This window comes from Peteryoungia desertarenae (genome assembly GCF_005860795.2).
Classification (GTDB): domain Bacteria; phylum Pseudomonadota; class Alphaproteobacteria; order Rhizobiales; family Rhizobiaceae; genus Allorhizobium; species Allorhizobium desertarenae.
Map to the genome: position 1 here is coordinate 1,542,328 of NZ_CP058350.1, position 26,655 is coordinate 1,568,982.

The following is a 26,655-nucleotide window of genomic DNA, read 5'->3' on the forward strand; positions in this document are numbered from 1 at the left end:
TTTCTTATCTGCTCCCTCGGATCGAGAACCGGAGCTGGGGCGGTCAAAGTGGCCGAGGCTGAAATGCCGTGCCGCAGTCAAAACGCTTTGTTCATATTTCTTTACAGCCGGTTTATAGCATTTACGCTTCATTAACCATGTTGAGTTTATCTGGTGCCAATCAAGCGGTGCGTCTGATGGCGAAGCGGCCAAGCCAGACGAGCATGAAGCGGAATACCACTTGCCGGTCAAAACCGGAATGTCCCTAGATATTTCAAGTCCGCATAGAGGGGCAATCTAATGACGAGCATTATGACGAATACGGCTGCAATCGCAGCTCTCTCCACGCTGCGCTCCATCAACAGCGACATGGAGATAACGCAGAACCGCGTTTCCTCAGGCTACCGTATCGAAAATGCATCCGACAACGCGGCATACTGGTCTATCGCGACGACAATGCGCTCGGACAACAAGGCACTGAGCACTGTCAAGGATGCCTTGGGCTTGGGGGCTGCGACCACGGATGTCGCCTATACGGCTCTCAAAAACTCGATCGAAGTCGTGGACCAGATCAAATCCAAGATTACGGCCGCATCACAACCGGGCGTCGATAAAGGAAAAATCCAGAAAGAAATCGATCAGTTGCAGGAGCAACTCCTCTCGATCTCCAAATCGGCATCATTCTCGGGTGAGAACTGGGTTTATCACGTTGCAGGCAACAATACTGTTGGGACGCAATCTATCGTTGGATCGTTCACACGTGATGCCTTGGGCAATATAAGCCTCACGACGCTGCAGTTCGACACAACTAATTCCTCCTTGATCGCTGAAACAGCAGTATCAGGAGTCTACAGTACGACAGAGGGATTGCTGACCCGGATCGAAGCAAATGTTACCTACACAAATTCTGCGGGTGCCTCGACAACTTCTCCTGCTGACTCCAGCCTTCTTCTTCTCAACATCAGCATGATGACGCCAGACGAACTGGCCCTTGCGCTATCTGCCACGGAAGCAACTCTGCAGGACATGACGGATGCGGCCGCCGATCTCGGTGCGATGAACAGTCGTATCGATATGCAGACCAGCTTTGTCGAGGACCTCATGGGTTCAATCGACATGGGCGTCGGCCGCTTGGTCGATGCAGACATGAATGAAGAATCGACGAGGTTGAAAGCGCTACAAACCCAGCAACAATTGGGTATCCAAGCACTAACGATCGCAAACAGCAGCTCTGAAAACATTCTGGCACTCTTCAGGCAGTAGAAGAAACGCCTCATCTTATTCATGCTCAAGGCCGCGCCCGCTAGCGCGGTCTTTTCGCTGTTTTTCTCACGTCTTCCAAAGTTTCAGGCGCGGTATTGTTGCGGCCGTACCGAAAAGTGTTTGCGTTAACCAGTCATTAACCTTATAGAATGGGCGCATTCGTTAAGAGCGCCGGGCTGGTGACAGGGCAATGATACCACCAGCGAGCATGATGCTGCCGCGCGTTACCGGTTGACGACTCCGGTATGTCCCGTAACCACACAGGGGCATTTCTATGACCAGCATTCTGACCAATACCGGCGCCATGGCGGCGCTCCAGACTCTCAGAAAAATCAACGATTCCATGGAGACAGTGCAGAATCGCGTCTCCTCGGGCTACCGCGTTGAAACCGCTGCCGACAACGCAGCTTATTGGTCAATCGCGACCACCATGCGCTCGGATAACGGCGCGCTTTCCACTGTTCAGGACGCGCTCGGCCTCGGCGCGGCCAAGACCGATATTGCTTACACAGGTCTCGAATCAGCCATTGATGTGGTGACGCAGATCAAGCAGAAGATCACGGCAGCGAGCGAGCCTGGTGTCGACAAGACGAAAATCGACAAGGAGCTGCGAGAGCTGAAGAACCAGCTGGCCTCGATTGCGGAATCCGCTTCGTTCTCCGGGGAAAACTGGCTTTACAACACCGCAACCGCAGGTGCGACCACGAAGCAGATCGTTGCCTCCTTCAATCGTTCGCCCAACGGCGCCGTCTCTCTCACGACACTCGACTATGACGCATCGCAGTCGGTGATGATCGATACGCACAGCGCGGGGCGTGGAATCTTGACAAAGGATTGGGTTGTCAATCAGCCATTCGGCAGCACTGCGACCGCCAGTTACTTCCTGCTGAGCGTGCCGGGTACCGCTGGAACGGGAACCCAGATTACCATCGATAACTCTACAACCAATGAAACCCTCGGCGGAATGCTGCAAGCTGTTGAAAACATGCTGCAACAGCTGACGGACTCTGCGTCTACGCTCGGTGCGATCACAAGTCGCATCAAGATGCAGGATGAGTTTGTGGCCACCTTGATCAACGTGATCGAGAAGGGCGTGGGCCGTCTTGTTGATGCCGACATGAACGAGGAATCGACCAGACTTAAGGCGCTGCAAACACAGCAACAATTGGGTATTCAGGCGCTCCAGATCGCCAATACCAATGCCGAAAACATCCTTACACTCTTCAGGCAATAATCCTGAGGAAACCTTTGCGTCGAGCCGCCGGTCATCGGCCTCGCGCACGGCTGGGTCGCAATATGCCCTGTTGCGGCCCAGCACCTTAATCTTCGCGCAAGTTTAGCCCCCTAGGATTTTAGCCTATCCGTATGCCCGGCTCGCGCTGGCAGATGCGGCCAATATCAGGGCAGATTGATGATTTATTGGGTAAGAAACCGTACTGAGCACAGATTTAAAGGGCAGCACGCCTCCCGAATATGCCTGTCCGGACCCATGACAGGTGAGGGTGCAAAGGCCGGGGCAGGGGGCAACTGATGGGTATGCCACTTTCCCATTATCTGAAGGATTTTTCGGCCCCGCCTCCCCAGCAAGCGCCCGGCATCGACTTTACCTTTGGCGATGCCAACGCGGACGATCCGTTCCAGATGGACTTTCAGGGTTTGCCGGAGCCAGACCCGGTGGATGTCGAGGCTGAAAAGCAGCAGGCATATGCCGAGGGATACCGGGCTGCCGAGGAAGCGATGCGCGAGGCGTTCGAAGTCGAGCGACAAGCGCTGGAAACAGCGCATGCGGCAGCCGTGGCCCAGCTCGAAACGCGCCTGCGGCAAGAAGCAGGTTCACTGTTCGGTGAGCAGTTTGACACACTGGGTCGCACGATATCGCTGGGTGTGAGCCAGCATGTGGCAGAAGCGCTTGCTCCGTTTTTCGAAGAGCAGGTGGCAGCCAAGGCGGTATCCGATCTTGCAGAGCTCATCTCCGGGACACTCGCTGCGGGCGAAGCGACGATCATCACCGTTCGCGGCCCTGCAGGTCTTTTTGAGATGCTCTGCGAACACCTTCCTGAGCAAGCCAGCGCTCTTCGCCATATAGAGGCCGTGGATCTCGATCTTCAGGCTGAAATCAACGATGCCGTGCTGGTCACGCGTCTCTCCGCCTTTGTTGCGAGTTTGAAGAAAGTGCTGGGATGAGCGACGAAAACCATCACCACGGCAAGAACGAGATTATTGTTGTCAAGCGCCACAAGGGCGATCACGACGGACATCACGGTGGTGCCTGGAAGATTGCCTTTGCGGATTTCATGACGGCCATGATGGCATTCTTCCTGGTCATGTGGCTCGTCAACGCGGCGAATGAAGAAACCAAGGCATCGGTCGCCTCCTATTTCAATCCGATCAAGCTGTCCGATGAAAAGCCAACCGAAAAGGGTTTGAAAAAACCGGTCGATCAGGCCGAAGGCGAGCAGAAGAAGGAGCGGTCGCAGGTCGACGAGCAGCAGGACAAGGTCGGCTCCGCTGCGGCAACCGGTGAGGATCAGACTGCAGCATCCGGCGAACAGTCGAATTATTCAGAAGCAGATTTCTTCGAGAACCCTTACTCTGTCCTGGCAGAAATTGCCCAGGAAGTCGGGCAGCAGGCAAATGTCAGCGCGAGAGGCGAAGGCGGCGCGGCAGACTCCGGCCCATCAACGGGCGCGCAAGGCGGTGAGGCTTACCGCGACCCCTTTGATCCTGACTTTTGGACCCAGCAGGTGCAGACGGCAATGTCGCCTCCGGGTGAGGCAAGTGACACCGTCGATACGCCTGGAACACCCATCCAGAACCAGGCCGAAAGCCTTCCGGACGAGGCCTCCACCGATCCGGCGGAAGCAGTAGAGCCCCAGCCAGAAATTGCTCTGGTCATTCCTGGACAACGACCGGAAATCGAAGATCCCCTGCAGCAGGATAGCTCTGCTGCCCTGCCCGAGAGTGGAACAACTGATCAGATTGAAATCGGCGAAGGTGAAAAACCGGACACGGCGACGGCTGAAGAGCAGTTCGAAGTGGCTCTCAGGGCTGCAGACGAACTGAAGGCGGATATCGAGAAGGAAATCGGTGGTATCTCCGGCAAGCTTGCCGAGGGGTTGATTGTCACACCCGCGGAAGGTGGTCTTCTGGTTACGATTTCCGATCAGAGTGATGCGCCGATGTTTAACGTCGGATCAGCAGTCCCGCGTCGAGAGATGGTGCTGGCTATGGAAAAAATCGGTCAGCTCCTCCAGGAGCGTCCGGGCAACATTGTGATCCGAGGCCACACTGATGCCCGCCCGTTCCGAGGAACGGAGAATGACAACTGGCGTCTGTCCATGGCTCGTGCCCACAGCGCTTATTTCATGCTCATGCGCGGGGGGCTCACCGAAGACCGTGTCGAACAGGTCAGCGGCTTCGCCGACCGTCGTCTTTTGGTCCCCGAAGATCCCTTTGCGGATGCAAATCGCCGGATCGAGATCCTGATCCAGGCTGACGAGGGATAACCGATGTCACGCCGGCTTTGCGCGATTGTTCTGGCTCTAGCGACAACGACCGTTACAGGCTTGTCGCTGGCTGAACCCGTGCATGCGCAGGACATCGATAGCGTCGCCCCCTATCGTCTGCTCCGCTCACTGCAATTCGTCCAGGACTCTGTCGTCCTGGGCGATCACTCAGCGGCGGAAATGCAGCGCTTCATGCTGACGACAATTGACGAGAGGCTGAGGTCAGCCGATCCGAGCGTCTTTCAGGATCCGCGAAACGTCGATGCCGCACTGATTTACGCGATGAGCGGCGGAAATCCGCAAACGCTGGAGTTTCTCGTTGCACGAGACATCGACGGCAATTTTGATAACCGCCTGACGGATGCCCTCCGTCGCTATCTCGGCGGCAAGGGGATGCTGACAGCGCGGTCACTCGGCGAAATGGTCACCGAGTATCGCAATACGAAAATTGCACCCTACCTCGCATTGGTCGCCGGGAACGTTACGATTCCGCTCGACCCCGCCGAGGCCTTGAAGTTCTATGACTGGGCGAGGCTGACGGCACCTGGCACCATTGTCGAGGAGGCTGCACTAAGGCGTTCTCTTGCTGTGGCGGTCGATGCCAAAATTGTCGACAAGGCGTCGCTCTACGCCAACAGCTATGCGCGTCGCTTCCTCTACTCCCCCTATGCCAGCCAATTTGCAGATCTCTTTGTTCAGTTTGTCGTTGAACATTTCGAGAAACTGGATCGTGAGGGCATCGAAGCGACACTTGGCTACATGGATGTGGACCGCCAACGCGAGGTTTATCTTCGAATGGCTCGCCAGGCTGCGATCACCGGAAAGAACGAATTGGCGGTCATGGCGGCTGACAGGGCCAAGATGCTCTCGGGCTCTGCAGAAGGTGCGGATTTGCTGGCAACGCTTTATCGCAACCTTGCCGTCATCCCGACTGAAAACGTCGATGCGGCCATGCAGGCGATTGTCGGCATTCCCGACGAACAACTGTCGCCCAGAGATCGTGCATTGCGACAGGCAGCTGAAGCCGTTGCCAAGGAGGTTTTGCGTGAGCCAGAGCTGCCCACCGAAAGCCCGGTGCAAGCTGCTGCAAGTACAACTGAGCAAGTACCGCAAGGCGCCATGACGGCTGACGACCTCCAGGATCCCTTCGCGGCACCCGCTCCGACGGTGACGCCCGCCCCCTCCGATACGGGCGATCTGGCAACGCCGACCGTCGAGCTGGAACCTGAAATGCGCACCCTGATTGAGACTGGCCGCAGCAAGCTGCAGGCTATCGACGATCTTCTGAAACAGGAAGGCCCTTGAAAATGATGGATGCTGTTGCAGCACCAAAGGTACCGAGCAAGGACGCTGTTGTATCTCAGGGTTCCGGACGAGCGGACAAATCCGATGAAGGTGGCTTTACTGCCGTGCTATCAAACTCGGGCTCGAAGCGGGAAGATGCGAAGGCCAAAGAGGCAGAGGCCGATCAAGAGATGCCGCGCGATGGCGAGCAGGCTTCGTCAGAGGCGCAAGATCCGGGTAAGGCTGAGAAGCGACCCACGATCGACATCTCATTTACCGGTCTGCCAAAAGCGCAGCCCACAGACAGGCAGTCGCAGCAGTCAAAGCAAAAGGGCGAAAACACCGACCTGAAAGATGGCACAATAGCCACCGAGATGGTTATGGCGGATGCAAGTGCGGAAAAGGCCGAGGAAGTGCCGGACCCTCACCGTATTGCTCAATTGTTGAAAGAGGCGAGTACACCCAAAACGACGGGCATCGAGGAGGTACCCGGGCAGGAAGCCACTGACGAGAAGGCCGCGGTCGTCCCTGCCGATGAATCGGTCATGGATTTGGGTGATGTCCTCCAGCTGCTTGCGGGCGGTCAGAAGAATGCCAAAGCCCCGGATGCCAAGGGTTCAGACGGAGGCAGCGCTTCCAAGGATGATCTGGCAAAAGCCGTTGAGAGTCGGTCAAACGGTCAGGCCTTGCTTACGGACGAAAATGGTCGCAATAGCTCGGACGACGATTTGCCGTCTGACCAGGATCGGTCTTTCCGTTTTGTCCGGGCCGATGGCAAAGGTCAGCCTCTAGCCTTGCAGGCTGGGAATGAACGTTCAGGATCAGACACTGTCGAGACGCCGAGGCCGGCTGGAATAGAAACGATCTCAGTGATCGACAGCCGGCGCTACATCGCACCGGTATCGACAAATGCGCTGAATATCAGTTCGGCAATTTTGGGAGACGGTGACTGGGTACGAGCCATGTCTCCTGGGTCTGAACTGGCGAACGCAGCGGCCCAGTCGACTGCCGGTAAGGTGGTCCACACTCTGAAGCTTCAGATGAGCCCGATTGAGCTCGGCAATGTCACCGCAACTCTTAAATTGAACGGCGACCAGCTAACAGTTCAGTTGACGGTCGAGAACCATGCAGCGCAGGCCCAGCTGATGAAGGATCAGGACGAAATGCTCAAGGCTTTGAAGGCCCAAGGCTTCGCCGTTGAGCAGGTCCAGGTCAGTGTTCAGGTGGCCTCCACTGACCGCAGTGCAGACAGCGGGCAGAATGGAACGAACCAGCAAAACGGTCAACTTGCTCAGCAGAGCAATCAAGGAGCTGATCAGCAGGGCCGGCAGACAGGCCAGTCCAGTGCGGGCAATAGCGGCATGAGAGGCGACGATGCAAGTTCGGCACCGAAAGACAGTGGTCATGATCGCGGCCGCGATGCTGACAGGTCTGGCGGCATCTATATCTGACGCGAGAGCCAATACGCCTTCCTGCGAGCCACAGATAGCAGCTGCCGCCGCCAAATACGGGGTACCTGAAGGTATCCTCTACTCGGTGGGTTTGACAGAGACCGGTCGCAAGGGTTCCTTGCAGCCACTTGCGATGAACGTCGAAGGCAAAGCCCATTACTTCGAGCGACTGGATGATGCACTTGAAGCTTTTCGGGCTGCGAGACTTGGCGGGGCTAAACTGATCGATGTGGGCTGCATGCAGATTAATCAGCACTACCATGGTGAGCACTTCTCATCCGTCGAGGCGATGTTTGACCCCAAGGCCAACGTCGACTACGCAGCACGCTTCCTTGCTGATTTGCATGCGCGGCACGAGACCTGGACAATGGCAGTTGCCAGATACCACGCCGGCCCCAACAACGACCCTGCGCAGAAGCGATATGTGTGTCGGGTGATCTCGAATCTGGTAGCAACGGGGTATGGCAACTGGACGCAGGGCGCTCGCGCGTTTTGCGGTGAATAACTACTTAAAGTTGCTTGCGGTCATATTTGTGCCGACTTGTTCGAATGTGGCGACAACGCGCTCTACCGGTCCCAGGCAATAGCTTGCGTGAAGCTTGTGTTAACTTTTCCACTAAAAATTAGTGCCTGATGTGGTTAACAGCTACTATATATGGATCAAATCGGGACTAAAATCTTAATCAATTATTAACATCTACCATTAACTTTCTACAGTTGCCGCTGAATCCCTCGATTCGTACCCATATAGACATCGAGGCACCACACTGATTCGGAGGCGGCGAATGATCGTAGTGGTTGATGAGCGTGAGCTCGTGAAAGACGGGTACGCGTCCCTGTTTGGGCGTGAAGGCATTCCTTCAACCGGATTTGATCCGGTGGAGTTTGGGGAATGGGTCAATACAGCGGCGGATACGGACATTGCGGCCGTTGAAGCATTTCTCCTGGGGCAGGGCGAAACGACACTCGAATTGCCACGTGCAATTCGCGACAGAACCCAGGCTCCCGTGATCGCAGTCAGCGATCAGCCTTCTCTGGAAGCCACCCTTGCGCTCTTCGACTGCGGCGTCGATGATGTTGTTCGCAAGCCAGTGCATCCAAGAGAAATTCTCGCCCGTGCGGCGGCTATCCGCCGTCGCCTGAAGGCTGTGAGCAATTTCACCGAAATCGGACCGATCCGCGTTTTCTCGGATGGTCGTGATCCAGAAATCTCTGGTTCAGTGTTTCCACTGCCGCGCCGCGAGCGCCGCATTCTCGAATACTTGGTCGCAAACCGCGGTCGTCGGGTCTCGAAGACCCAGATATTCAACGCGATCTACGGTATCTTCGACGAAGAAGTCGAAGAGAATGTTGTTGAAAGCCACATCTCAAAATTGCGCAAGAAGCTTCGCAAGAAGCTCGGTTTCGATCCCGTCGATTCCAAGCGTTTTCTCGGTTACTGCATCGACTGGAACTGATTTTGTTGCGCGCCTTCGGGCGCGCCACCGGCCTGCAACATCGGCGACCAAAGCCGCAAGACAGACAGCTTCACGCAAGGCCCACCTCCTACTGTCTGACCTACTAGCAAGCGAGGATTTTCAATGAGTCTTTACGGAATGATGCGCACCGGTGTCTCCGGTATGAATGCCCAGGCAAACCGCCTGAGCACAACTGGCGAAAACATCGCAAACTCCAGCACGGTCGGCTACAAAAGAGCCGATGTGCAGTTCTCGTCGATGATCCTGCCTTCGACTGGCGGTGCATACAATCCGGGCGGTGTCGAGACGCAGGTCCGCTACTCGATCTCCGAGCAGGGCTCATTCAGCTACACCACGTCGAAGACCGACCTTGCCATCAAGGGCGACGGCTTTTTCATCGTGTCGGGCGGTGACGGCACTGAGTATCTCACCCGAGCGGGCTCGTTCGTTGTTCAGGCAGACGGCACACTGAAGAACACTGCCGGCTTCACCCTGATGGGTTATGAATACAGTACAACCGCCGATCCGACGATCGTGGTCAACGGATTTGATGGTTTGCAAGAGATTAATCTGTCGGGCTCGGCTGTCCGAGCTGAGGCATCGACAGCAGGTACTCTTAGCGTAAACCTTCCCTCGAACGAAAACGTTGGTTACGTCAAAAGTACTTCCTTGGTTGCTTTCGACAGTCAAGGCAACACGCGCTTGATTGAATTCCGGTATGAGAAGACTGCGGCCAACAACTGGACTGTACGCGCAGACTATGCCGGTCCTCCGGCGGTGGCTGTTGTGCCTCCAACTGTAATGACCTTTGACGCAAATGGTGTGCTGACAGCACCAGCTGCTGGCACGCTTACTACCGCAGCGTTCGCGGTCAACGGCGCCAATATGAGCGCGATGACAATCAATATTGGAGCATCAACGCAGCTTGCAAAGGATTTCTCGGTGGAGACCGGGCAAATCAATGGACAGGCGGCATCGACAGTAACTGGGTACGACATTGATGCTGAGGGCATCGTTTCGCTGAAGTATTCAACAGGCGAATTGGTTCCGCGCTTCCGTGTAGCCCTGGCCAGCGTTCAAAGCCCCGACAACCTCACGCCAGTAGCGGGTAACCTGTACCAGCAGAGCAACAATTCTGGTGTGATCATCATGGGATATGCCGGCACCAGCGGCTTTGGAACGCTTCAATCAGGCGCCCTTGAAAACTCGAATGTCGACATCGCGGAAGAATTGACCGGGATGATCGAGTCGCAGCGCAACTATACGGCCAATTCCAAGGTCTTCCAGACTGGTTCTGAACTGCTGGAAGTTCTGGTCAATCTGAAGCGGTAATACCGTAGCAAGGGCAGCCCCATGTCGCTTACCACCAGTCTCAATACCGCCAAGGCGATCTTTCGGAACACGAGCGAACAGACCTCGGTCCTTTCGACGAACATCGCCAACACGGAGAATGAGAACTACGTCCGGCGGTCAGCGACGGTTGTCAACACGATCTATGGTGCGACTGTCACCAGCACAGACAGGGCGCAGCAGCAGGCCTTGCTGCGCCAGTTGACCGAAGCCAGCTCTGCACAGGTCGGCCAGAAGACGTTGCTCGAAGGCCTTACCACGATGACATCGTCTCTGGGTGGCAACGAATACGAGCTGTCGCCGTCGACCTATCTGAGCAACCTCCGCAAAAGCCTCGAAACCTACGCAGCATCGCCGGGGCAGTTCACCCTCGCGGCCTCTGTCGTATCGGATGCCGAGGATGTGGTTCGATCTCTCAGCAATGCAACAGATGTCGTGCAGAGGGTCAGGCGGGACTCGGATGCGGCCATTGCGACCCAGGTCGAAAAGCTGAACAAGGCGCTTGCTGAATTCGAGGTCGTCAACGACAAGGTCGTCAATGCGACGGCAGTCGGCGAGCAGGACTTCGATGCTCTGGACCGTCGGGAGACCCTCGTCAAGGAAATCTCCGGGATGATCGGCATCAAGGCTGTCGTCCGCCCAAACAATGACATGGCGTTGTACACCTATGACGGCACCACCCTATTCGAAACGATCCCTCGCACGGTAAGCTTCACGCGCACACTGTCCTATGATGCGACGGTGACTGGCAACGCCCTGTTCATCGATGGCGCTCAGGTCAATCCGGGACAGGGCGGCAATACAACGGCACAGGGCTCCTTGCCGGCGCTTCTGCAGTTGCGTGACGAGATTGCACCAAAATACCAAAGTCAACTCGATGAGGTGGCGCGCGCCCTTGTCGAGGCATTCCGCGAGAGTGACCCAACAGCCGTCAATCCTGATCGTCCGGGCCTCTTCACATGGTCCACGGCGCCCATCCCGCCGACTGTTCCGGCATCCGGGACGGTCGTTCCAGGTCTCGCTGGCCTTCTGAGAGTGAATTCGGCTGTCGTTCCAGCGTCGGGTGGCAATCCCCTGCTCTTGCGTGACGGCGGCATCAATGGCGCAGCCTATATCCGCAACACCACCAACAGCGCATCCTACACGACGCTTCTCAACAACTACATCAATCAGATGAGTGTCGATCGGGCCTTTGATCCCGCAGCGGATCTGAAGAGCAACACGAACCTGCTGCAGTTTGCAAGTGACTCGATCGGTTGGATTGAGGAACTGCGGTCCAATGCCACTGCTGGCAACGAAAACAAGACCGCTCTCTATGAGCGCTCGTTCCAGGCCTATGCATCCGAGACTGGCGTCAGCCTCGATGAAGAACTCTCCCTGCTGCTCGATGTTGAGCAGTCCTACAAGGCAGCAGCCAAGCTCGTTTCCACGGTCGACGAGATGCTGGCGGCGGTCATCCAGATGGCAGGATAAGATATGTCGACCTCCTACGTCTCCAACATATCCACCCGCACGCAGATGCGGCTCACGATGCAGGAAGCACAAAGTGAGTTGCTCAAAGCCCGAACCGAAATTGTTACCGGCACCTTTGCAGACATTGGCGCAACGCTCGGTGCCCAGACAGCGACTGTTGTCGACATCACCCGTGACAGTGACCGGCTGGATTCGCTGAAGACCAACAATGCGATCGCCGACCAGCGCCTGAATGCCTCGCAGGAAGCCCTCTCACAGATGGCAACCGCTGCGGACAACATGATCAAGGCTCTGACGGCATTGGCCGGCACAACGGGCGGCACGACTCTCCAAACCGTTCAGCAGTCGGTAGATGCCTCGCTGAGCACCTTTACCAGCATGGCGAACCTTTCATTTTCGGGCGAGTTTCTTTTTGCCGGTATCAACACGGACGTAAAACCGCTTCAGGAATACACACCCACTTCCGCGGCCAAAACTGCCTTCGATAACGCGTTCCTAACCTATTTCGGCTTTAATCAAGCAAGTCCGAATACAGCTGCTATTGTGGCAACCGGGCCGGCGCCCAGCATGGACGACTTTATCACGAACGTGATCGAACCGATGTATTCCGGGGCGAATTACCTGACAGACTGGTCGAGCGCGACAAACGAGGTCATTACCAGTCGGATCACGCCGACCGAAACAGTTGTCAGTTCGGCCAGTGCGAATGAAACCGGAATGCGCTATTTTGCCCTGGCCGCAGTGGTGGCGAAGGAACTGCTGGGCCTCAATCTGAATGAGGCGGCCCGCAGTCAAGTCAGCACAAAGGCCATCGAGTACACGGGTGTCGCAAACTCGAACCTGACGACGGTGCGTGCTGAACTGGGTCTGTCGCAGGCACGACTGAAAAGCGCAAATGAATCGCTGCAGGTGCAGATCGATATTCTGAAACGCACCTTTACCAGCAAGGTCGGCGTTGATGCCGAAGAGGCATCAACGAAAATCTCCAATCTGACGGCTCTGGTTGAGGTGTCTTATACACTGACGTCCAGGATCCAGCAGCTCAGTCTGGTGAACTACCTTTGATGACCAAAGGGAAACATGAAGATGAAGGGCAAGTGAATGTATCAGTTTTCCTACGCCGAGATCATGGAGGACGGCATTGCCGACGCCAAGGATCGCGAGCGCCAAGCTTTGGCCCGTTCGATCCAGCTCATGACAGCGGCGCGCGACAAAGAAGGTTACTCCCGCGAGGCCATTGAAGCGCTTTATTTCACGAGACGCGTCTGGGTTCGCTTGATCGAGGACCTGCGAGATCCGGAAAACCAGCTTGCCCCGGACCTGAAGGCCAATCTCATCTCCATTGCCATATGGATACTTAAGGAATGTGAACTGATCCGCATGAGGCAGTCCACTAATTTCCAAGGCATCATCGACGTGACCACCATCATCAAGGATGGACTTAAATGAAGAGCACACTGCGCATCTCGCTCAAGTCGGGCGAACGTATTTTCATCAATGGTGCGGTTCTGCGCGTGGACCGCAAGGTTGCACTTGAGTTTCTGAACGATGTCACTTTCCTCTTGGAAAACCACGTTCTCCAGCCTGAGCAGGCAACGACACCGCTGCGACAGCTCTACTTCATCGCTCAGATGATGCTGATCAATCCTGAAGGCAAGGAACAGTCTATGGCGATGTTCCGCAAGTCGATCACGATGCTGCTGGCCTGTTTCCAGAACGACGAAATCCTTGCCGAACTGAAGCGCATCGATGCACAGGTGTCGTCCGGGCGCGCCTTTGATGCGCTCAAGGCGATCCGTTCGCTCTATCCGCTGGAGGATCGCATCCTGAACACCCAGGAAATGGCCCCTGCAACGGTTGAACACATCCGTAAGGAGATGGCTCCATGGCAACGGTAGACCCACTCTCTGCCAATACAGCGACGACGTCAGCGAACAGTAACACGGCCGCCGGCGCTAAGGCGAAAGCCAATCTCGATTACGACTCCTTCCTGAAACTCTTGATCGCGCAGATGAAGAACCAGGATCCAACAAACCCGATGGATGCGACCGAGCAGATATCCCAGCTCGCGACCTTTTCGCAGGTTGAGCAGACGATCCAGACAAATGCGAATCTGGAAACATTGATCACTGGCAATGCTTTGACCAATGCTTCCACCTATATCGGAAAGCAGATTACGAGTGCCGATGAGAAGATCACCGGCACTGTTGCCTCGGTTCGAGTCTATGCCGACACCATGGTGGCGACAACGACTGACGGCAAGGAAATCCCGATTGTTGTTGGCGTTCGCGTTGGAACTCCGACTGCTAATGGCTCGACCTGAGCCAAAGGCAATGTTACTTCGATAGCGGCTGCGCGATTCCCGCGCAGAACTGGGTGAATGATTCGCCATGAATGAAGCAGATGCGCTCGATATCATGCAGGCCGCAGTCTGGACCATCCTGGTTGCTTCCGGTCCTGCGGTCGGTGTCGCCATGTTGGTTGGCGTCCTGATTGCGCTTGTTCAGGCGCTGACCCAGATCCAAGAAATGACGCTGACCTTCGTGCCGAAGATCCTGGCCATCCTTGTTACCGTTGGCGTTACCGCACCCTTTGTCGGCGCCCAGATTTCCCTGTTCGCAAATCTGGTTTTCTCGCGGATTCAGACGAGTTTCTAATCAGCCGTCTTCGCGATCAATATCGATCCGTTACATTCAACCGCGTTGACATCCGTCAGTTGGTTGGCGGTTGTGGCAAGGCAGCTACTCCCGGTAAAGTGATGGCCGCGCTTTGCGAGAAGGTCACTGGTACCACCCTCGCGCAAGCTTCAGCACCTACTCCTCGTTACAAGCTACCCGAAGAGTGTGATTTCGGGTGCCTTCTCATGAAGAGACGGAACTGGACATGGCGCAACCACCTGCAATCGTAATTCCCAAAGTCAGCCCGGCCGGACGCGACATTGGATTTGCTCTTGGCATAGTCGTAATCCTGTGCATTCTTTTCCTGCCTATTCCGCCCTTCCTGATCGACGTCGGCCTCGCATTTTCGATTGCCTTCTCCGTGCTGATCCTGATGGTTGCGCTCTGGATCCAGCGTCCCCTCGATTTCTCGTCCTTTCCGACAATTCTCCTGATTGCGACGATGGTCCGTCTGGCGCTCAACATCGCCACGACGCGCGTGATTTTGTCGAATGGACATGAGGGCCACGATGCCGCCGGCGGCGTCATCGCCGGCTTTGCCGAGCTCGTCATGGGCGGTGACTTCGTCATCGGTTTGATCGTCTTTCTGATCCTGATCACCGTGAACTTCATCGTCATCACCAAGGGTGCGACCCGTATAGCGGAAGTCGGCGCCCGCTTTACCCTGGACGCCATCCCTGGCAAGCAGATGTCCATTGACGCCGACCTTTCGGCCGGCATCATCAACGAAAAGGAAGCCCAGCATCGCCGTCAGGAACTGGAGCAGGAAAGCTCCTTCTTCGGTGCAATGGACGGTGCCTCGAAATTCGTGCGTGGTGATGCCATCGCTGGTCTGATCATTACTGCGATCAACGTCATCGGCGGCATCATCATTGGCTATTTCCGCCATGACATGCAGATCGGCGAGGCCGCTGACGTGTTTGTTCGCCTGTCCGTTGGCGACGGTATCGTTTCGCAGGTGCCGGCACTCGTCGTTTCACTCGCTGCCGGCCTCTTGGTCTCTCGTGGTGGTACGCCGGGTTCAACCGACCAGGCTGTTGTCAATCAGTTGAGCGGCTATCCGCGCGCCCTCTCAGTCTCTGCCGCGATGATGGCGCTGCTTGCTCTTGTGCCTGGTCTCCCATTCCTGCCCTTCATGGCTCTTGCGGGCATCATGGCCTTTGGCAGCTGGTTCATTCCCCGCCAGATTGAGGCCGAGAACAAAGCCAAGCGCGAGCAGGAGGAAAAGAAGGTCATCCAGAACAAGGAAGCGGAGAAAGATTCGGTTAAATCGGTTCTGAAAACCTCCGAAATCGAGCTGGCACTCGGCAAGCTGGTTTCGACGCGCCTTCTTGGCGCCCACCAGGAGCTTGCCTTCCGCGTTGGCAAGATGCGCAAGAAATTCGCGAGCCAATACGGCTTCGTCGTGCCGGAAATAAAGGTGACGGACGACATCGCCATCCCCGAGAAATCTTATCAGATCCGGATTCACGGTACGACCGTGGCTTCAAACAACCTGCGCGTTGGCGAAGTGCTGGTCGTGACGGGCTCTGGCCGAAAACCCTCCGTCCCGGGCGACGAAATCCGCGAGCCTGCCTTCGGAATGCCAGCCGTTTCCATCCTGGAAACCTTCGCCGAAGACCTGAAGCGCGAGGGTTTCCATCCGATCGACAACGTTTCGGTTGTCCTGACCCATGTCAGCGAAGTGATCCGCAACAACCTGCCGCAACTTCTCTCCTACAAGGATGTGAAAATCCTGATCGACAGGCTGGATCCCGAATACAAGAAACTGGCGGACGAGATCTGCTCGTCGCACATGTCATACTCCGGACTGCAGGCGGTTCTGAAACTGCTCCTTGCCGAACGTGTCTCCATTCGCAACCTGCACATCATTCTCGAAGCGGTCGCCGAGCTGGCACCCCATGTCCGCAAGACCGAGCAGATCGTCGAGCATGTCCGTGTTCGCATGGCGCAGCAGCTTTGCGGCGACCTTGCCGACAACGGCGTCCTGCGGGTATTGCGACTCGGTTCGAAATGGGATCTCATCTTCCACCAGGCACTGAAGCGCGATGCAAAGGGCGAGATCGTCGAATTTGACATCGATCCGCGCGCGCTGGAGGAGTTCAGCGAGCAGGCAAGCAAGGTTATCCGTGAATTCATGGACCGCGGCATGCCCTTCGTTCTTGTCACGTCGCCCGAAACACGTTCCTATGTGCGCATGATCATCGAACGCTTGTTCGCCACTTTGCCGGTCCTTTCCCATGTCGAACTGGCCAAGGGCATCGAGATAAAGATACTGGGCTCCATCTCATGATAACCGACCCCGAGGGCACCGTCCTCGCCCTGTTTGCAGCCTTCTGCCGGATCGGCGGCTGCATCATGGCGCTTCCCGGTTTTTCCTCGGCACGTTTATCTGTAACGACACGTTTGTTCCTGTCCTTCGCGGTTTCTCTGGCCATTCTTCCGGTTCTTTGGGACACCATCTATCCCCGGGTTCAAGGAACGGCCGGCAGCGCTGGTTATCTCTATCTCGTCGTCGCTGAACTTCTCATTGGCACCATGTATGGGCTTATTGCACGCTTTTATGTGCTGGGTCTCCAGTTCGCCGGAACGGTCATCGGCATGACGATCGGTCTAAGCCAGCCAAGCGGGGCGGACATCATCGAAGACACGTTCGAGAACCCGCTCGCCAACATGCTGAATTTCAGCGGGCTGATGCTGCTGTTCATGCTGGATTTTCATCACGTCGTCTTTCAGGCGCTTGTCGATTCATACGCGCTGGTTCCCCTGGGTGGTTTCCCCGATGCGCAGAAGATGTTGATTACATTAACCGATACGCTGGCTGAGACCTTCATGCTCATGCTCAGGCTCGCCAGCCCCTTCATCATCTTTGGTCTCATGTTCAACTTTTCGATCGGCTTGATCAACAAGCTGGCGCCGCAGATCCCGGTCTTCTTCATTTCGACGCCCTATCTCCTGATCGGAGGTCTTTTGCTGCTCTACTTCTCGATTGCGGCCATGATCATGCAGTTTGCTCGCTACTTCCCGATGATTTACGAGGGATGAGGGAGGTCGTCGTTGGTTGATCGGAAGAAATCGGACAAGCTTAAGCGCCTCGTTGCCGTGCAGCGTCACATGGAGCGCATGGCCGAAAGCGACCTTGCGGTAACGGCACAGCGGCTGGAAGAAAACGCGCAGTCCATGAACACTGTCATGGAAGCCATCGGTTCGCTTCAGCCCTTGCATCGTCTCTTCGCACAAAACTATGCCGAACGTTTCGACAGACTGTCCAACACCGACAAGCAGCTGAACGGTCTGCAGCAGGTTCAAGAAATGAAGCTTCTTCGGGAGCGCACAAAGGCTGACAGGTTGCAGGAAAACATGCTGGAAGCCCGCAACGCCGAAGACCGGGAGGGGGATGACGAAGCGATCTATGATCTGATTGACCTCCGCTTCTCGACGCCAGCCTCCAGCAAGCTTCAGAAGTAATATTCGCCACGAACAACATCGGAGATGTCATCGTGGCTATTTCACCGCCAAGCGACCTGGTTCTTGACGTCGTGCGTGCTGCTGACCCCCAGCAGGTTGCCGTCGCTCAGGAAAAAATGAAAGCCAGCCGTGCGCAATTCATGGCGACCAACCTGGCCGAAAAAGGAGCTGGTTTTGGAGCCGCAGTCGACATCCTGAAGGATGTTCAGTCGACTGAGGCGGGCCTTGGTAATCTGAATGTCAGGCAAGGCGGAACGGTTGAAACACCCAAGGTGTATCGCGAGTTTGAAGCCGTCTTCTTGAGCAATTTCGTGAAGTCCATGATGCCGGAAGACAGCGAAGAAGTGTACGGCAAGGGCAATGCCGGCGAAATGTGGAAGAGCATGATGGCCGAACAACTCGGCTCGGTGATCGCTGAATCGGGTGGGGTTGGCGTTGCGGAACAGATGTATCGTGACGCCTTGGCACGCCAGCGCGGTGGCACCGAAATCAATGCCTCCACCAATGAAAATGATCGCAGCATGGCGATCAGCATGATCCACGATCTTGAGCGCCGGACACTGGGTGTCGCTTCGGCGGACGATCAGAAGAACTAAAACAGAAATAGAATGCTTGAGGGCCAGACGATGGAAGTTGTGTCCAGTGATTATCGTATCAAGACGGTTCTTGGCCGCCTCGAACGCATTATCGACAATGAAAACGAGCGGATCGGCAAGGATCCCGACTTTGATTTCAAGGTTTCGAATGCCCACAAGAGCCGCTGCCTCTACGAACTGACGATGCTTTGCCGCGATACCGACCCGCGCGACATGGCAATCGCTTATGTCGAACAGCTCCACAGCCTGAAAAAGAAGCTCGAACTCAACGCCCGTCGCGTCGAAGCCCATCTCAATGCAGTTCGCGCCGTTGCCGATCTGTTGAAAAATGCGGTCCGCGAAGCTGATGGTGATGGCACCTATTCGCAGGAACAGTTCACCTATAGCGAGTACTGATGGTCAAGATACTAGCTGCCGGAATCTGGGTTTGTCTCGTCACTCTTGGAGCGGTTTATTTCTCCATCAGCATGGCGACGGCGCCGGCTGAGGTGGCCGAGGAGCAGGCGACGCCCCTGCAGCTTGTCCCCGGTGAATCGATCACGATTCCCCTGATCGCCGATGGTGCCGTGAATGGTTATTTCCTGACCCGCATTTCCTTCATGATGAATGCGGACAAGCTCAAAAATCAGGAACTGCCGATTACCGAATTGATGACGGACAAACTGTTCACGCTGCTGGTCGGCAACGAGATGGCCGATATCACGCGGGTATCCAGTTTTGATGTTGAGGCATTCCGCGAACAGATCAAGACGAGCATGAACGAACAGTTCGGTGAGGGGATGGTTGAGAGGGTGCTGGTCGAGCAGTTGGATTATGTTTCGCGCGAAGCTGCCCGTCGGGCTGCCGATGGTGAAACATCGGGTCCGATGGAGCGCACCCAATTTGTTGAAGGTGAACAGCCTTAAGGCGAGAAACCTGCTTTTTAGGCAAAACAGGGGCGCTGCAGCAGAGTTGCCCGGTGTCTGGACCAGGTAAACCCAGGTAAACGAAAACCTGTTTGTCTTGTTAAAATGATCGCGCAGAACTTAACGTGAATTTTAGCGCGGCTTGATATTCAGCCTCTGTGAATCCGGGCGTCACCGTCTTGGTGGGTCAGAGCCCGGTAAAAGGGGCAAAATGAACGCGATTTCTCATGCATGGCCAAAGGCTTCGGCAAAGACCATCCTTGGCATCCCCGTCCATGATTGGAACTGGTCCGAGGCGCTTGCTGCTGTTGAGACCATGCTTCAGGGAACGCGACGCTTTACGCATTTCGCCTTCCTCAACGCAAACAATGCCAATATCATGGTTCAGGATCCCGAATACCGCCGGGTCCTGGAACGTTGCGTCGTCTTGCCCGATGGGATCGGCGTCGATATCGCGTCGCAATTCATTCACGGCAAGCGCTTTACCGCCAATCTGAATGGGACGGATTTCGTGCCGGCTTTACTGACATTCGTGGTCAGGCCCTTGCGCGTCGGACTGATCGGAGGAAGCGCTGATGTGCTTGCTCAGGCGGCCGCAAACTTCAAGCTTCACACGCCTTGGCACGAGTTCATCCCTGTTGCCGACGGATACTTTGACAGCAAGGGTGGCGAGACCATTCTGGCCAATCTCGCTGAGCAGCCGGTTGACCTTCTTTTGGTCGCCATGGGAACCCCGCGTCAGGAAAAATGGATTGACCGCCATGTCACCGCCGACCACGCTAGGGTCGTCATTGGTGTCGGAGCGCTCTTCGATTTTGTGTCTGGACGCGTTCCGCGTGCGCCAGTCTGGATCCGCCAGATTCGTGCAGAATGGTTCTATCGCCTCTGGCTTGAGCCGTCCCGGCTCTGGCGGCGCTATGTCCTGGGTATTCCGGTTTTTCTGTTTTACATCCTGCGCGACAGGATGACCAATCCCGTCGCTCGACCAACCTAAAGCACAGATTGCTGCGACAAACATGCTTGCCTTTGGGGCTTTTTTGACAGCATAGGACGTTGGCAAGCCACCGGGCCGGCGTGTCCGTGGCTAGGTTGGCGTGGACGATAACGAGGGACAGCAGTCGTGACAACTGTGATTGATGGCAAGGCAGCGGCCGCTTCGGTCGTTGCATCGGTAACCTCTGCTGCTGCGGAACTGGAAAACGCCGGCCTGCGTAGACCGGGCCTCGCAGTGGTGATCGTTGGCAACGATCCGGCCAGCCATGCTTACGTTGGCGCCAAGGGCCGGATGGCCAAGCAATGCGGCTTCAACTCCATTCAGCACACTCTGCCGGAAGAGACGAGCCAAGAAGACCTGATGGCGATTGTCGAAACGCTGAACGCCGATCCCGATGTCGACGGAATCCTCGTGCAATTGCCTCTTCCAAAGCATCTGAACTCTGAGCCGGTAATACAGTCCATCCGACCGGAAAAGGACGTGGATGGTTTGCACATCATCAATGCCGGCAAGCTGGCGGTGGGCGATCTGCAGACGGGGTTGATTTCCTGCACACCAGCGGGCGCAATGCTCCTCGTCCGTCAGATCCATGGTTCTGACCTGTCCGGTTTGAACGCGCTCGTGATCGGGCGTTCAAACCTGTTCGGCAAGCCGATGGCGCAGCTTTTGTTGTCCGCCAACGCGACCGTAACCATCGGTCATTCCCGCAGCCGCAATTTGCCAGAACTTGCCCGGCAGGCTGATATTTTGGTTGCTGCCGTCGGACGCGCGGGTATGGTCAGGGCAGATTGGGTAAAGCCCGGAGCTACGGTGATTGATGTCGGCATCAATAGAGTTCCTGCGCCCGAACGTGGCGAGGGTCGCACCAAGCTTGTCGGTGACGTCGCCTTTGACGAATGCAGGGAAAAGGCCGGTGCGATTTCGCCCGTGCCGGGCGGAGTTGGCCCAATGACAATCGCCATGTTGATGGCCAATACGGTCATTGCGGCCTATAGGGCTGCGGGCAAGGCGGCACCGCGCTTCTAGAACAAGCAGCAAAGTCTAGGCCCGTGGAACCGGTCCTGTCGAAGCGCGGACGACGAGGTCGACCTTCCACAACTCCTGTTGAGGATAGTTGTTGTCAACGCCTTTGATTGTGCTGATGAGCCGCTCGGCGATCCGTTTGCCGGCGGCTTTCAGAGATGAACGCGTGGTGGTCAGGGGGGTTGAAAAATGCTCAGGCTTCAAGAGAGGCAATTCGTCGTCATGGGCAATGAGCGACACATCCCTGCCGAGTTTCAGTCCAGCCTCGTTGATGGCGCGAACGGCCCCAAGCGCCAGCACAGTACTTGCACAGAGCACGGCAGTCGGCCTGTTTGGCAGACGGAGGATCCCGGCCATGCCGCGATATCCTTGCTCGTCCGTCATGAAGCCATGACGCGTGGTTGCAGGATCGAGTGAAAGCCCGGCCTCCTTCAACGCTTTCTCAAGACCACGCTTGCGCCGGACCGCAAAATCAAGTTCAGCCTGACCGTTCAAAAGCGCAATCCGTTGGTGTCCGAGCTGCAGCAGAAACCGCGTCGCATCGAAGAATGCACCTTCATTGTCGACGTCGAGATAGGGGTAGTCCAACTCGAGGCCTTCGGAACGGCCATGCACGATAAAGGGCAGGGGGAGCGATTTTGCCATCAGGATCCTCGGGTCCTTTTCTCGCACATAGGCGATGTAATAGGCGTCGACACTACCGCTCGCGACCAGCCATCGAATTGCCTGTTCCTCGTCCTGCATGCGCGCCGGCATGATGACGAAATGAAAGTCATGCTCAATCGCGACTTCGGCAAGGCCGCTCTGGAATTCGGCGAAATGCATGTCGGAGCTGTGATTGGTGGAAATCGGCATGATCAGGCCGATCGAGCCCGCCTTGCCGGTCGCAAGTCTTTGTGCAGCGCGATTTGGGCGATATCCAGTTTCTTTCGCGACCTTCATAACGCGCTGCCGGGTCTCCTCGTTGACCTCGGGATAGCCGTTCAGCGCCCGGCTGATCGTTGTCTGCGACAAGCCGAGCAAATGCGATAACTCTTTCAGATTCACAGCTTTCTTGTCCTCTCCGTCGCCGCTGGCCGTCGCATCCCTGCTCCTCCACGGCAGCCAAAGCGCTATGACTATGCCGCATACCCCTAGTTTTCGACAAGCGATATTTTGCCCTGTTAATTCGCACCTGCACAATCGTGGGGGTGTAAATTGCGACTAATTCGGGCAATCTCATAAAAGCTCTTGACTCAGTTCGGTTCGGAATGTGATGAATTGCGGGTCAAAGCGCTTTGAAAGCGTGTGCCTGCGTGAGGACGTTTGGCTGTCTAGATGTGATGGGAGGTATGTCACATGAAGAAAACCTTTTTGATGACCGTTGCCGCAGCCGCGCTGCTGGCCGGAACGGCAAGTGCACAGGAATTGAAGTTTGCTCCCGGCGAAGATCAGAAGTTCAACTGGGCAAGCTTTGAGGAGCTGAAGAAGACCCAGCTGAACGGCGAGCAGCTGACTGTGTTCGGCCCCTGGCTCGGTCCGGACCAGGAACTGGTTGAAAGCGTTCTTGCCTATTTTGAAGCGGCCACTGGCGCTGACGTTCGCTACACCGGCTCTGACAGCTTCGAGCAGCAGGTCGTTGTTGATCTGGAGGCAGGTTCGGCGCCAAACATCTCCATCTTCCCGCAGCCAGGCCTTGCTGCCGATATGGCCAAGCGCGGCTTCCTCGCAGATCTTGGCTCCGAAAACGCCGACTGGCTCCGTGAAAACTATGCTGCCGGTCAGTCGTGGGTCGACCTTGGGACCTATGCCGGTCAGGACGGCAACCGGGCTTTCTTCGGCTTTCCCTACAAGACCGACGTGAAGTCGCTGGTCTGGTATTCGCCGGAAAACTTTGAGGACGCGGGCTATGAAGTTCCGCAGTCGATGGAAGAGCTCAAGGCCCTGACGGAGAAGATCGTTGCTGATGGCGGTACGCCCTGGTGCATCGGTCTCGGTTCGGGCGCTGCCACCGGTTGGCCGGCAACCGACTGGGTTGAGGACATGATGCTGCGCACAGCCTCGCCGGAAGACTACGACAAGTGGGTTTCCAACGAGATGAAGTTCACCGATCCGGTGGTCATCAACGCCATCAACGAATTTGGCTGGTTCGCAAAGAATGACGCCTTCGTAGTCGGCGGCGCCGGCGCGGTCGCCTCGACCGACTTCCGCGATAGCCCGAAGGGCCTGTTTGCCTCTCCGCCGCAGTGCTACATGCACCGTCAGGCCTCCTTCATCCCTGCCTTCTTCCCCGAGGGCACGGCGATCGGTGAAGATGTCGATTTCTTCTACTTCCCGTCCTATGCGGACAAGGATCTCGGCAATCCGGTTCTTGGTGCTGGCACAACCTTCACCATCACCAAGGATAGCCCGGCGGCTCGCGCCTTCATCGAGTTCCTGAAGTCGCCGATTGCACACGAAATCTGGATGGCACAGAAGGGCTTCCTGACACCGCACAAGGGTGTCAATACCGAAGTCTTTACCGACCCGACCGTTCGCAAAATGAACGACATCCTGTTGCAGGCAACCACCTTCCGCTTCGACGCTTCCGACTTGATGCCGGGTGCCGTCGGTGCCGGAAGCTTCTGGACCGGCATGGTTGACTTCGTCGGTGGCAAGTCCGCTGAAGATGTTGCGTCTGGCATCCAGACCTCTTGGGATGCTATCAAGTAGAATGCCGTGAAGCTTGCTGTTATCGTCCGGGCCTCAGGCCCGGACGGTTCCCAACGATAAGAAAAGCTGGCGGGGGGAGAAACGTCATGAATCCAGCATTGCAGGCTCTGATCACCATAATTGTGGGCGTTGGCGGTTGCGTGGGGTATTTCTACTTCTCCAATCTGTTCATCGACAAAGTTCTCTTTCCGGCCAGCGGGCCAAATGCCGGTCGCAATATCAACCGTGCGAATATGGTGCGTCCCTGGCTTTTTCTGTTTCCAGCGATTTTTGCACTTGGTCTCTATCTGGCCTATCCGGTGGTCGCGACCTTCTGGCTGTCGCTGACGGATCGTGATGCTGGCGGTGCCTTCGTCGGGTTGGCGAATTATCAGCGCATGTTTGATGAGCCAAAGTTCTGGGAAGCGATCTGGAACAATATGCTGTGGCTGACCGTCGTGCCCGCAGCCTCAACCGCATTCGGGCTTCTCGCAGCGCAGCTGACCGATCGTATTTCCTGGGGCAATATTGCCAAATCACTGATCTTTATGCCCATGGCAATTTCGTTCGTGGGTGCATCGGTCATTTTCAAGCTCGTCTATGACACCCGTCCGGCAGGTGAAGAGCAGATCGGCATCCTGAATGCGATCTGGTTGGCCTTCAACGGGGACTGGTTTTCAGTCCTCGTGTTACGGATTGCGCCTGTGCTGATCCTTTTGGCCTTCATCGCATTTGTCGTCTACGGGTTGTATCAGACCCTGATTCCATTGATGGACGAGCGTCGGCGGGCCACGAAGTCCGGGATGGCCAGCCTGATTTTTCGTGGCCTCATTTCCCTGGTTGGCCTGTGGCTCTGCTACGAGGCTCTGGGCGCCATCGCATCGGTCGTCGTGTTCGACTATCCCTATGGTGAGCCACAGACATGGCTGACTATCCCGTTCTGGAATAATTTCTTTCTGATGGTGGTGCTGATCTGGATCCAGACCGGCTTTGCCATGGTGATCCTGTCGGCAGCCCTGCGCGGCATTCCGGAGGAGACGATCGAGGCTGCTGTCATCGATGGCGCCAATGACTTTGAGATCTTCTTCCAGATCAAGGTCCCGCAGATCATGGGGACGGTCGTCGTGGTGTGGACCACCATCACCCTCGTGGTGCTCAAGGTGTTCGACATCGTTTTCGCCATGACCAACGGGCAGTGGGAGACCCAGGTTCTGGCAAACTACATGTTCGACAAGTTGTTCCGTGCCAACGACTGGGGCGTTGGCTCCGCCAGTGCCATGGTCATCATGTTCCTGGTCCTGCCGATCCTGATCTGGAACATCTACAACGCACGCAAAGAACTGCGCTGAGGGGGAGGGAGCCATGTCAAACATCGTGGGCAAGAAATCCGGCCTGGTCTGGGCGGTTCATATCTCGGTCTTCGTGTTGGTAGCCCTCTGGCTGATGCCAACCATCGGTCTTTTCGTGTCGTCGTTCCGGACGGCGGATCAGATCGCGACCAGCGGCTGGTGGAACTCCTTGTTTGCCCAGGAGCAGAACCTGATCCTGCGAACTGCCGCACCCTCGACACAGCGCGAGGAGGGCGGGGTCTTCGTGATTGACGGCAACATCTTTTCGCAGAACGGCTCGTCGGTAACGGCGGCTATATCCGCTTGGGGAACATCTTCCCGGGCCATCAGCGATTTCCAGCCTGGCGATACGGCCCCACTTGGTGATGGCGCCGAGGTCACGCTGCAGGAAAACGGTGACTATCGCATCGAGAGCCCCACGGAAATAACCGGAAGCCGTGGTGAACGCCTCTTTATTACGGCGGAAGTGCCCCCAGAATTCACCTTGCAAAACTATGATACCGTGCTGCTGTCTGGGTCCAGCACAGATTCCATGGCGCGGGCCTTCTTCAACACGCTGACCGTGACGATACCAGCCACCATCATCCCGATTGTTATTGCTGCCTTCGCGGCCTATGCGCTGGCATGGATGCAGTTTCCAGGAAGGGCTCTGTTGATTGCAGCCGTCGTTGCGCTGCTCGTGGTTCCGCTTCAGCTCGCTCTCATACCGCTTCTGCGGCTCCATCTCGAGATCGGTATTGGCAAGGGCTATCTCGGTGTGTGGCTCGCCCATACCGGCTTTGGCCTTCCTCTCGCGATCTATCTCCTGCGCAATTACATGGTCGGCCTTCCTCGCGACATCATCGAATGCGCCAAGGTCGATGGGGCAACGGACTTCCAGATCTTCACCAGGATCATCCTGCCACTGTCATTCCCGGCGCTGGCCTCCTTTGCGATCTTCCAGTTCCTGTGGACCTGGAACGACCTGTTGGTCGCCAAGGTGTTCCTGATCGACGCCACAGGCGAAACAACCGTCATGACCAACCAGATCGTCGAGCTTCTCGGCACGCGTGGCGGAAACTGGGAGATCCTGGCAACGGCTGCTTTCGTGTCGATTGCCCTGCCGCTTCTCGTCTTTCTCTTCATGCAGCGTTACCTCGTGCGCGGTCTCCTTGCCGGTTCGGTCAAGGGTGGCTGATACCAGGACGCAATCAACTCCAGCAGGACCCA

At 56.3% G+C, this 26,655-nt stretch carries 27 protein-coding genes; 26 read left to right on the top strand and 1 reads right to left on the bottom strand.

Going from position 1 to position 26,655, the window contains the following annotated elements; genetic code table 11:
- The first annotated feature begins 279 nt into the window (after positions 1 to 279).
- The 23 genes from FE840_RS07350 to folD all read left to right on the top strand — a co-directional run bounded on the left by FE840_RS07350 (position 280) and on the right by folD (position 21,430).
- Positions 280 to 1,242 (top strand): flagellin N-terminal helical domain-containing protein, encoded by a 963-nt coding sequence (locus tag FE840_RS07350; RefSeq protein WP_138285494.1) that lies wholly within the window; start codon positions 280 to 282, stop codon positions 1,240 to 1,242.
- 274 nt (positions 1,243 to 1,516) lie between these two features.
- Positions 1,517 to 2,476, top strand: coding sequence for a flagellin N-terminal helical domain-containing protein (locus tag FE840_RS07355; RefSeq protein ID WP_138285493.1), 960 nt, complete (start codon positions 1,517 to 1,519; stop codon positions 2,474 to 2,476).
- A 296-nt stretch (positions 2,477 to 2,772) separates the two neighbouring features.
- Positions 2,773 to 3,426: a GTPase gene (locus FE840_RS07360; protein ID WP_138285492.1), complete on the top strand. Its 654-nt coding sequence runs from the start codon at positions 2,773 to 2,775 to the stop codon at positions 3,424 to 3,426.
- Positions 3,423 to 4,748: a MotB family protein gene (locus FE840_RS07365; RefSeq protein WP_138285491.1), complete on the top strand. Its 1,326-nt coding sequence runs from the start codon at positions 3,423 to 3,425 to the stop codon at positions 4,746 to 4,748. The genes FE840_RS07360 and FE840_RS07365 overlap by 4 nt, the downstream gene beginning before the upstream one ends.
- A gap of 3 nt (positions 4,749 to 4,751) precedes the next feature.
- A complete protein-coding gene (motC, locus tag FE840_RS07370; protein WP_138285490.1) occupies positions 4,752 to 6,053 on the top strand; it encodes a chemotaxis protein MotC in 1,302 nt (433 codons plus the stop codon).
- Between the two features lie 2 nt (positions 6,054 to 6,055).
- Entirely contained in the window at positions 6,056 to 7,483 is a 1,428-nt protein-coding gene (gene fliK / locus FE840_RS07375; RefSeq protein WP_138285489.1) for a flagellar hook-length control protein FliK, read from the top strand.
- Positions 7,437 to 7,988: a transglycosylase SLT domain-containing protein gene (locus FE840_RS07380; protein WP_171033636.1), complete on the top strand. Its 552-nt coding sequence runs from the start codon at positions 7,437 to 7,439 to the stop codon at positions 7,986 to 7,988. The genes fliK and FE840_RS07380 overlap by 47 nt, the downstream gene beginning before the upstream one ends.
- Before the next feature lie 280 nt (positions 7,989 to 8,268).
- Entirely contained in the window at positions 8,269 to 8,940 is a 672-nt protein-coding gene (gene rem, locus FE840_RS07385; RefSeq protein ID WP_138285488.1) for a transcriptional activator Rem, read from the top strand.
- 123 nt (positions 8,941 to 9,063) lie between these two features.
- A complete protein-coding gene (locus tag FE840_RS07390; RefSeq protein ID WP_138285487.1) occupies positions 9,064 to 10,272 on the top strand; it encodes a flagellar hook protein FlgE in 1,209 nt (402 codons plus the stop codon).
- 21 nt (positions 10,273 to 10,293) lie between these two features.
- The gene (flgK, locus tag FE840_RS07395; protein WP_138285486.1) at positions 10,294 to 11,763 is read left to right on the top strand and encodes a flagellar hook-associated protein FlgK; all 1,470 of its coding nucleotides are present in this window, start codon (positions 10,294 to 10,296) and stop codon (positions 11,761 to 11,763) included.
- Between the two features lie 3 nt (positions 11,764 to 11,766).
- A complete protein-coding gene (locus FE840_RS07400; RefSeq protein WP_138285485.1) occupies positions 11,767 to 12,828 on the top strand; it encodes a flagellar hook-associated family protein in 1,062 nt (353 codons plus the stop codon).
- A gap of 36 nt (positions 12,829 to 12,864) precedes the next feature.
- Positions 12,865 to 13,212, top strand: a complete 348-nt coding sequence (gene flaF, locus FE840_RS07405) for a flagellar biosynthesis regulator FlaF (RefSeq protein WP_138285484.1) — start codon at positions 12,865 to 12,867, stop codon at positions 13,210 to 13,212.
- Positions 13,209 to 13,661: a flagellar biosynthesis repressor FlbT gene (gene flbT, locus FE840_RS07410; RefSeq protein ID WP_138285483.1), complete on the top strand. Its 453-nt coding sequence runs from the start codon at positions 13,209 to 13,211 to the stop codon at positions 13,659 to 13,661. The genes flaF and flbT overlap by 4 nt, the downstream gene beginning before the upstream one ends.
- Entirely contained in the window at positions 13,649 to 14,086 is a 438-nt protein-coding gene (gene flgD / locus FE840_RS07415) for a flagellar hook assembly protein FlgD (RefSeq protein WP_138285482.1), read from the top strand. Before flbT ends, flgD begins: the two co-directional genes overlap by 13 nt.
- Before the next feature lie 67 nt (positions 14,087 to 14,153).
- Positions 14,154 to 14,420 (top strand): flagellar biosynthesis protein FliQ, encoded by a 267-nt coding sequence (gene fliQ / locus FE840_RS07420; RefSeq protein WP_138285481.1) that lies wholly within the window; start codon positions 14,154 to 14,156, stop codon positions 14,418 to 14,420.
- Between the two features lie 226 nt (positions 14,421 to 14,646).
- The gene (gene flhA, locus FE840_RS07425; RefSeq protein ID WP_138285480.1) at positions 14,647 to 16,734 is read left to right on the top strand and encodes a flagellar biosynthesis protein FlhA; all 2,088 of its coding nucleotides are present in this window, start codon (positions 14,647 to 14,649) and stop codon (positions 16,732 to 16,734) included.
- On the top strand, positions 16,731 to 17,486 hold the full coding sequence (gene fliR / locus FE840_RS07430) for a flagellar biosynthetic protein FliR (RefSeq protein WP_138285479.1): 756 nt from the start codon (positions 16,731 to 16,733) through the stop codon (positions 17,484 to 17,486). The genes flhA and fliR overlap by 4 nt, the downstream gene beginning before the upstream one ends.
- A gap of 69 nt (positions 17,487 to 17,555) precedes the next feature.
- The gene (locus tag FE840_RS07435) at positions 17,556 to 17,909 is read left to right on the top strand and encodes a hypothetical protein (protein ID WP_425502206.1); all 354 of its coding nucleotides are present in this window, start codon (positions 17,556 to 17,558) and stop codon (positions 17,907 to 17,909) included.
- A 32-nt stretch (positions 17,910 to 17,941) separates the two neighbouring features.
- Positions 17,942 to 18,505 carry a rod-binding protein gene (locus tag FE840_RS07440; protein WP_138285477.1) on the top strand — a complete coding sequence of 188 codons (564 nt, stop codon included), beginning with the start codon at positions 17,942 to 17,944 and terminating at the stop codon, positions 18,503 to 18,505.
- Between the two features lie 30 nt (positions 18,506 to 18,535).
- A complete protein-coding gene (locus tag FE840_RS07445; RefSeq protein WP_138285982.1) occupies positions 18,536 to 18,901 on the top strand; it encodes a hypothetical protein in 366 nt (121 codons plus the stop codon).
- Positions 18,901 to 19,410, top strand: coding sequence for a flagellar basal body-associated FliL family protein (locus tag FE840_RS07450; RefSeq protein WP_138285476.1), 510 nt, complete (start codon positions 18,901 to 18,903; stop codon positions 19,408 to 19,410). The genes FE840_RS07445 and FE840_RS07450 overlap by 1 nt, the downstream gene beginning before the upstream one ends.
- Before the next feature lie 211 nt (positions 19,411 to 19,621).
- Positions 19,622 to 20,404 carry a WecB/TagA/CpsF family glycosyltransferase gene (locus FE840_RS07455; RefSeq protein WP_138285475.1) on the top strand — a complete coding sequence of 261 codons (783 nt, stop codon included), beginning with the start codon at positions 19,622 to 19,624 and terminating at the stop codon, positions 20,402 to 20,404.
- A 126-nt stretch (positions 20,405 to 20,530) separates the two neighbouring features.
- Positions 20,531 to 21,430 carry a bifunctional methylenetetrahydrofolate dehydrogenase/methenyltetrahydrofolate cyclohydrolase FolD gene (folD, locus tag FE840_RS07460; protein ID WP_138285474.1) on the top strand — a complete coding sequence of 300 codons (900 nt, stop codon included), beginning with the start codon at positions 20,531 to 20,533 and terminating at the stop codon, positions 21,428 to 21,430.
- Positions 21,431 to 21,445: 15 nt separating this feature from the next.
- On the opposite strand, the gene FE840_RS07465 is transcribed toward folD, so the two are convergent.
- The gene (locus tag FE840_RS07465; protein WP_138285473.1) at positions 21,446 to 22,474 is read right to left on the bottom strand and encodes a LacI family DNA-binding transcriptional regulator; all 1,029 of its coding nucleotides are present in this window, start codon (positions 22,472 to 22,474) and stop codon (positions 21,446 to 21,448) included.
- Positions 22,475 to 22,765: 291 nt separating this feature from the next.
- Here FE840_RS07465 and FE840_RS07470 point away from each other — a divergent pair, with 291 nt between their 5' ends.
- The 3 genes from FE840_RS07470 to FE840_RS07480 all read left to right on the top strand — a co-directional run bounded on the left by FE840_RS07470 (position 22,766) and on the right by FE840_RS07480 (position 26,623).
- The gene (locus FE840_RS07470) at positions 22,766 to 24,118 is read left to right on the top strand and encodes an ABC transporter substrate-binding protein (protein ID WP_138285472.1); all 1,353 of its coding nucleotides are present in this window, start codon (positions 22,766 to 22,768) and stop codon (positions 24,116 to 24,118) included.
- 86 nt (positions 24,119 to 24,204) lie between these two features.
- Positions 24,205 to 25,446 (top strand): carbohydrate ABC transporter permease, encoded by a 1,242-nt coding sequence (locus FE840_RS07475; protein WP_138285471.1) that lies wholly within the window; start codon positions 24,205 to 24,207, stop codon positions 25,444 to 25,446.
- A gap of 13 nt (positions 25,447 to 25,459) precedes the next feature.
- Complete coding sequence (locus FE840_RS07480) at positions 25,460 to 26,623, top strand: carbohydrate ABC transporter permease (RefSeq protein WP_138285470.1); 1,164 nt, start codon at positions 25,460 to 25,462, stop codon at positions 26,621 to 26,623.
- Positions 26,624 to 26,655: the final 32 nt, after the last annotated feature.

What these genes read in the sequence shown, in the direction of transcription:
- FE840_RS07355 (WP_138285493.1), top strand. Translation starts at nt 1,517, where the DNA reads ATGACCAGCATTCTGACCAATACCGGCGCCATGGCGGCGCTCCAGACT.
- FE840_RS07435 (WP_425502206.1), top strand. Translation starts at nt 17,556, where the DNA reads ATGGAGCGCATGGCCGAAAGCGACCTTGCGGTAACGGCACAGCGGCTG.
- fliQ (WP_138285481.1), top strand. Translation starts at nt 14,154, where the DNA reads ATGAATGAAGCAGATGCGCTCGATATCATGCAGGCCGCAGTCTGGACC.
- FE840_RS07450 (WP_138285476.1), top strand. Translation starts at nt 18,901, where the DNA reads ATGGTCAAGATACTAGCTGCCGGAATCTGGGTTTGTCTCGTCACTCTT.
- rem (WP_138285488.1), top strand. Translation starts at nt 8,269, where the DNA reads ATGATCGTAGTGGTTGATGAGCGTGAGCTCGTGAAAGACGGGTACGCG.
- motC (WP_138285490.1), top strand. Translation starts at nt 4,752, where the DNA reads ATGTCACGCCGGCTTTGCGCGATTGTTCTGGCTCTAGCGACAACGACC.
- FE840_RS07400 (WP_138285485.1), top strand. Translation starts at nt 11,767, where the DNA reads ATGTCGACCTCCTACGTCTCCAACATATCCACCCGCACGCAGATGCGG.
- FE840_RS07480 (WP_138285470.1), top strand. Translation starts at nt 25,460, where the DNA reads ATGTCAAACATCGTGGGCAAGAAATCCGGCCTGGTCTGGGCGGTTCAT.
- fliR (WP_138285479.1), top strand. Translation starts at nt 16,731, where the DNA reads ATGATAACCGACCCCGAGGGCACCGTCCTCGCCCTGTTTGCAGCCTTC.
- flbT (WP_138285483.1), top strand. Translation starts at nt 13,209, where the DNA reads ATGAAGAGCACACTGCGCATCTCGCTCAAGTCGGGCGAACGTATTTTC.
- FE840_RS07360 (WP_138285492.1), top strand. Translation starts at nt 2,773, where the DNA reads ATGGGTATGCCACTTTCCCATTATCTGAAGGATTTTTCGGCCCCGCCT.
- flaF (WP_138285484.1), top strand. Translation starts at nt 12,865, where the DNA reads ATGTATCAGTTTTCCTACGCCGAGATCATGGAGGACGGCATTGCCGAC.
- FE840_RS07445 (WP_138285982.1), top strand. Translation starts at nt 18,536, where the DNA reads ATGGAAGTTGTGTCCAGTGATTATCGTATCAAGACGGTTCTTGGCCGC.
- FE840_RS07365 (WP_138285491.1), top strand. Translation starts at nt 3,423, where the DNA reads ATGAGCGACGAAAACCATCACCACGGCAAGAACGAGATTATTGTTGTC.
- FE840_RS07475 (WP_138285471.1), top strand. Translation starts at nt 24,205, where the DNA reads ATGAATCCAGCATTGCAGGCTCTGATCACCATAATTGTGGGCGTTGGC.
- flhA (WP_138285480.1), top strand. Translation starts at nt 14,647, where the DNA reads ATGGCGCAACCACCTGCAATCGTAATTCCCAAAGTCAGCCCGGCCGGA.
- FE840_RS07455 (WP_138285475.1), top strand. Translation starts at nt 19,622, where the DNA reads ATGAACGCGATTTCTCATGCATGGCCAAAGGCTTCGGCAAAGACCATC.
- FE840_RS07390 (WP_138285487.1), top strand. Translation starts at nt 9,064, where the DNA reads ATGAGTCTTTACGGAATGATGCGCACCGGTGTCTCCGGTATGAATGCC.
- flgD (WP_138285482.1), top strand. Translation starts at nt 13,649, where the DNA reads ATGGCAACGGTAGACCCACTCTCTGCCAATACAGCGACGACGTCAGCG.
- fliK (WP_138285489.1), top strand. Translation starts at nt 6,056, where the DNA reads ATGATGGATGCTGTTGCAGCACCAAAGGTACCGAGCAAGGACGCTGTT.
- FE840_RS07350 (WP_138285494.1), top strand. Translation starts at nt 280, where the DNA reads ATGACGAGCATTATGACGAATACGGCTGCAATCGCAGCTCTCTCCACG.
- FE840_RS07380 (WP_171033636.1), top strand. Translation starts at nt 7,437, where the DNA reads ATGATCGCGGCCGCGATGCTGACAGGTCTGGCGGCATCTATATCTGAC.
- flgK (WP_138285486.1), top strand. Translation starts at nt 10,294, where the DNA reads ATGTCGCTTACCACCAGTCTCAATACCGCCAAGGCGATCTTTCGGAAC.
- FE840_RS07470 (WP_138285472.1), top strand. Translation starts at nt 22,766, where the DNA reads ATGAAGAAAACCTTTTTGATGACCGTTGCCGCAGCCGCGCTGCTGGCC.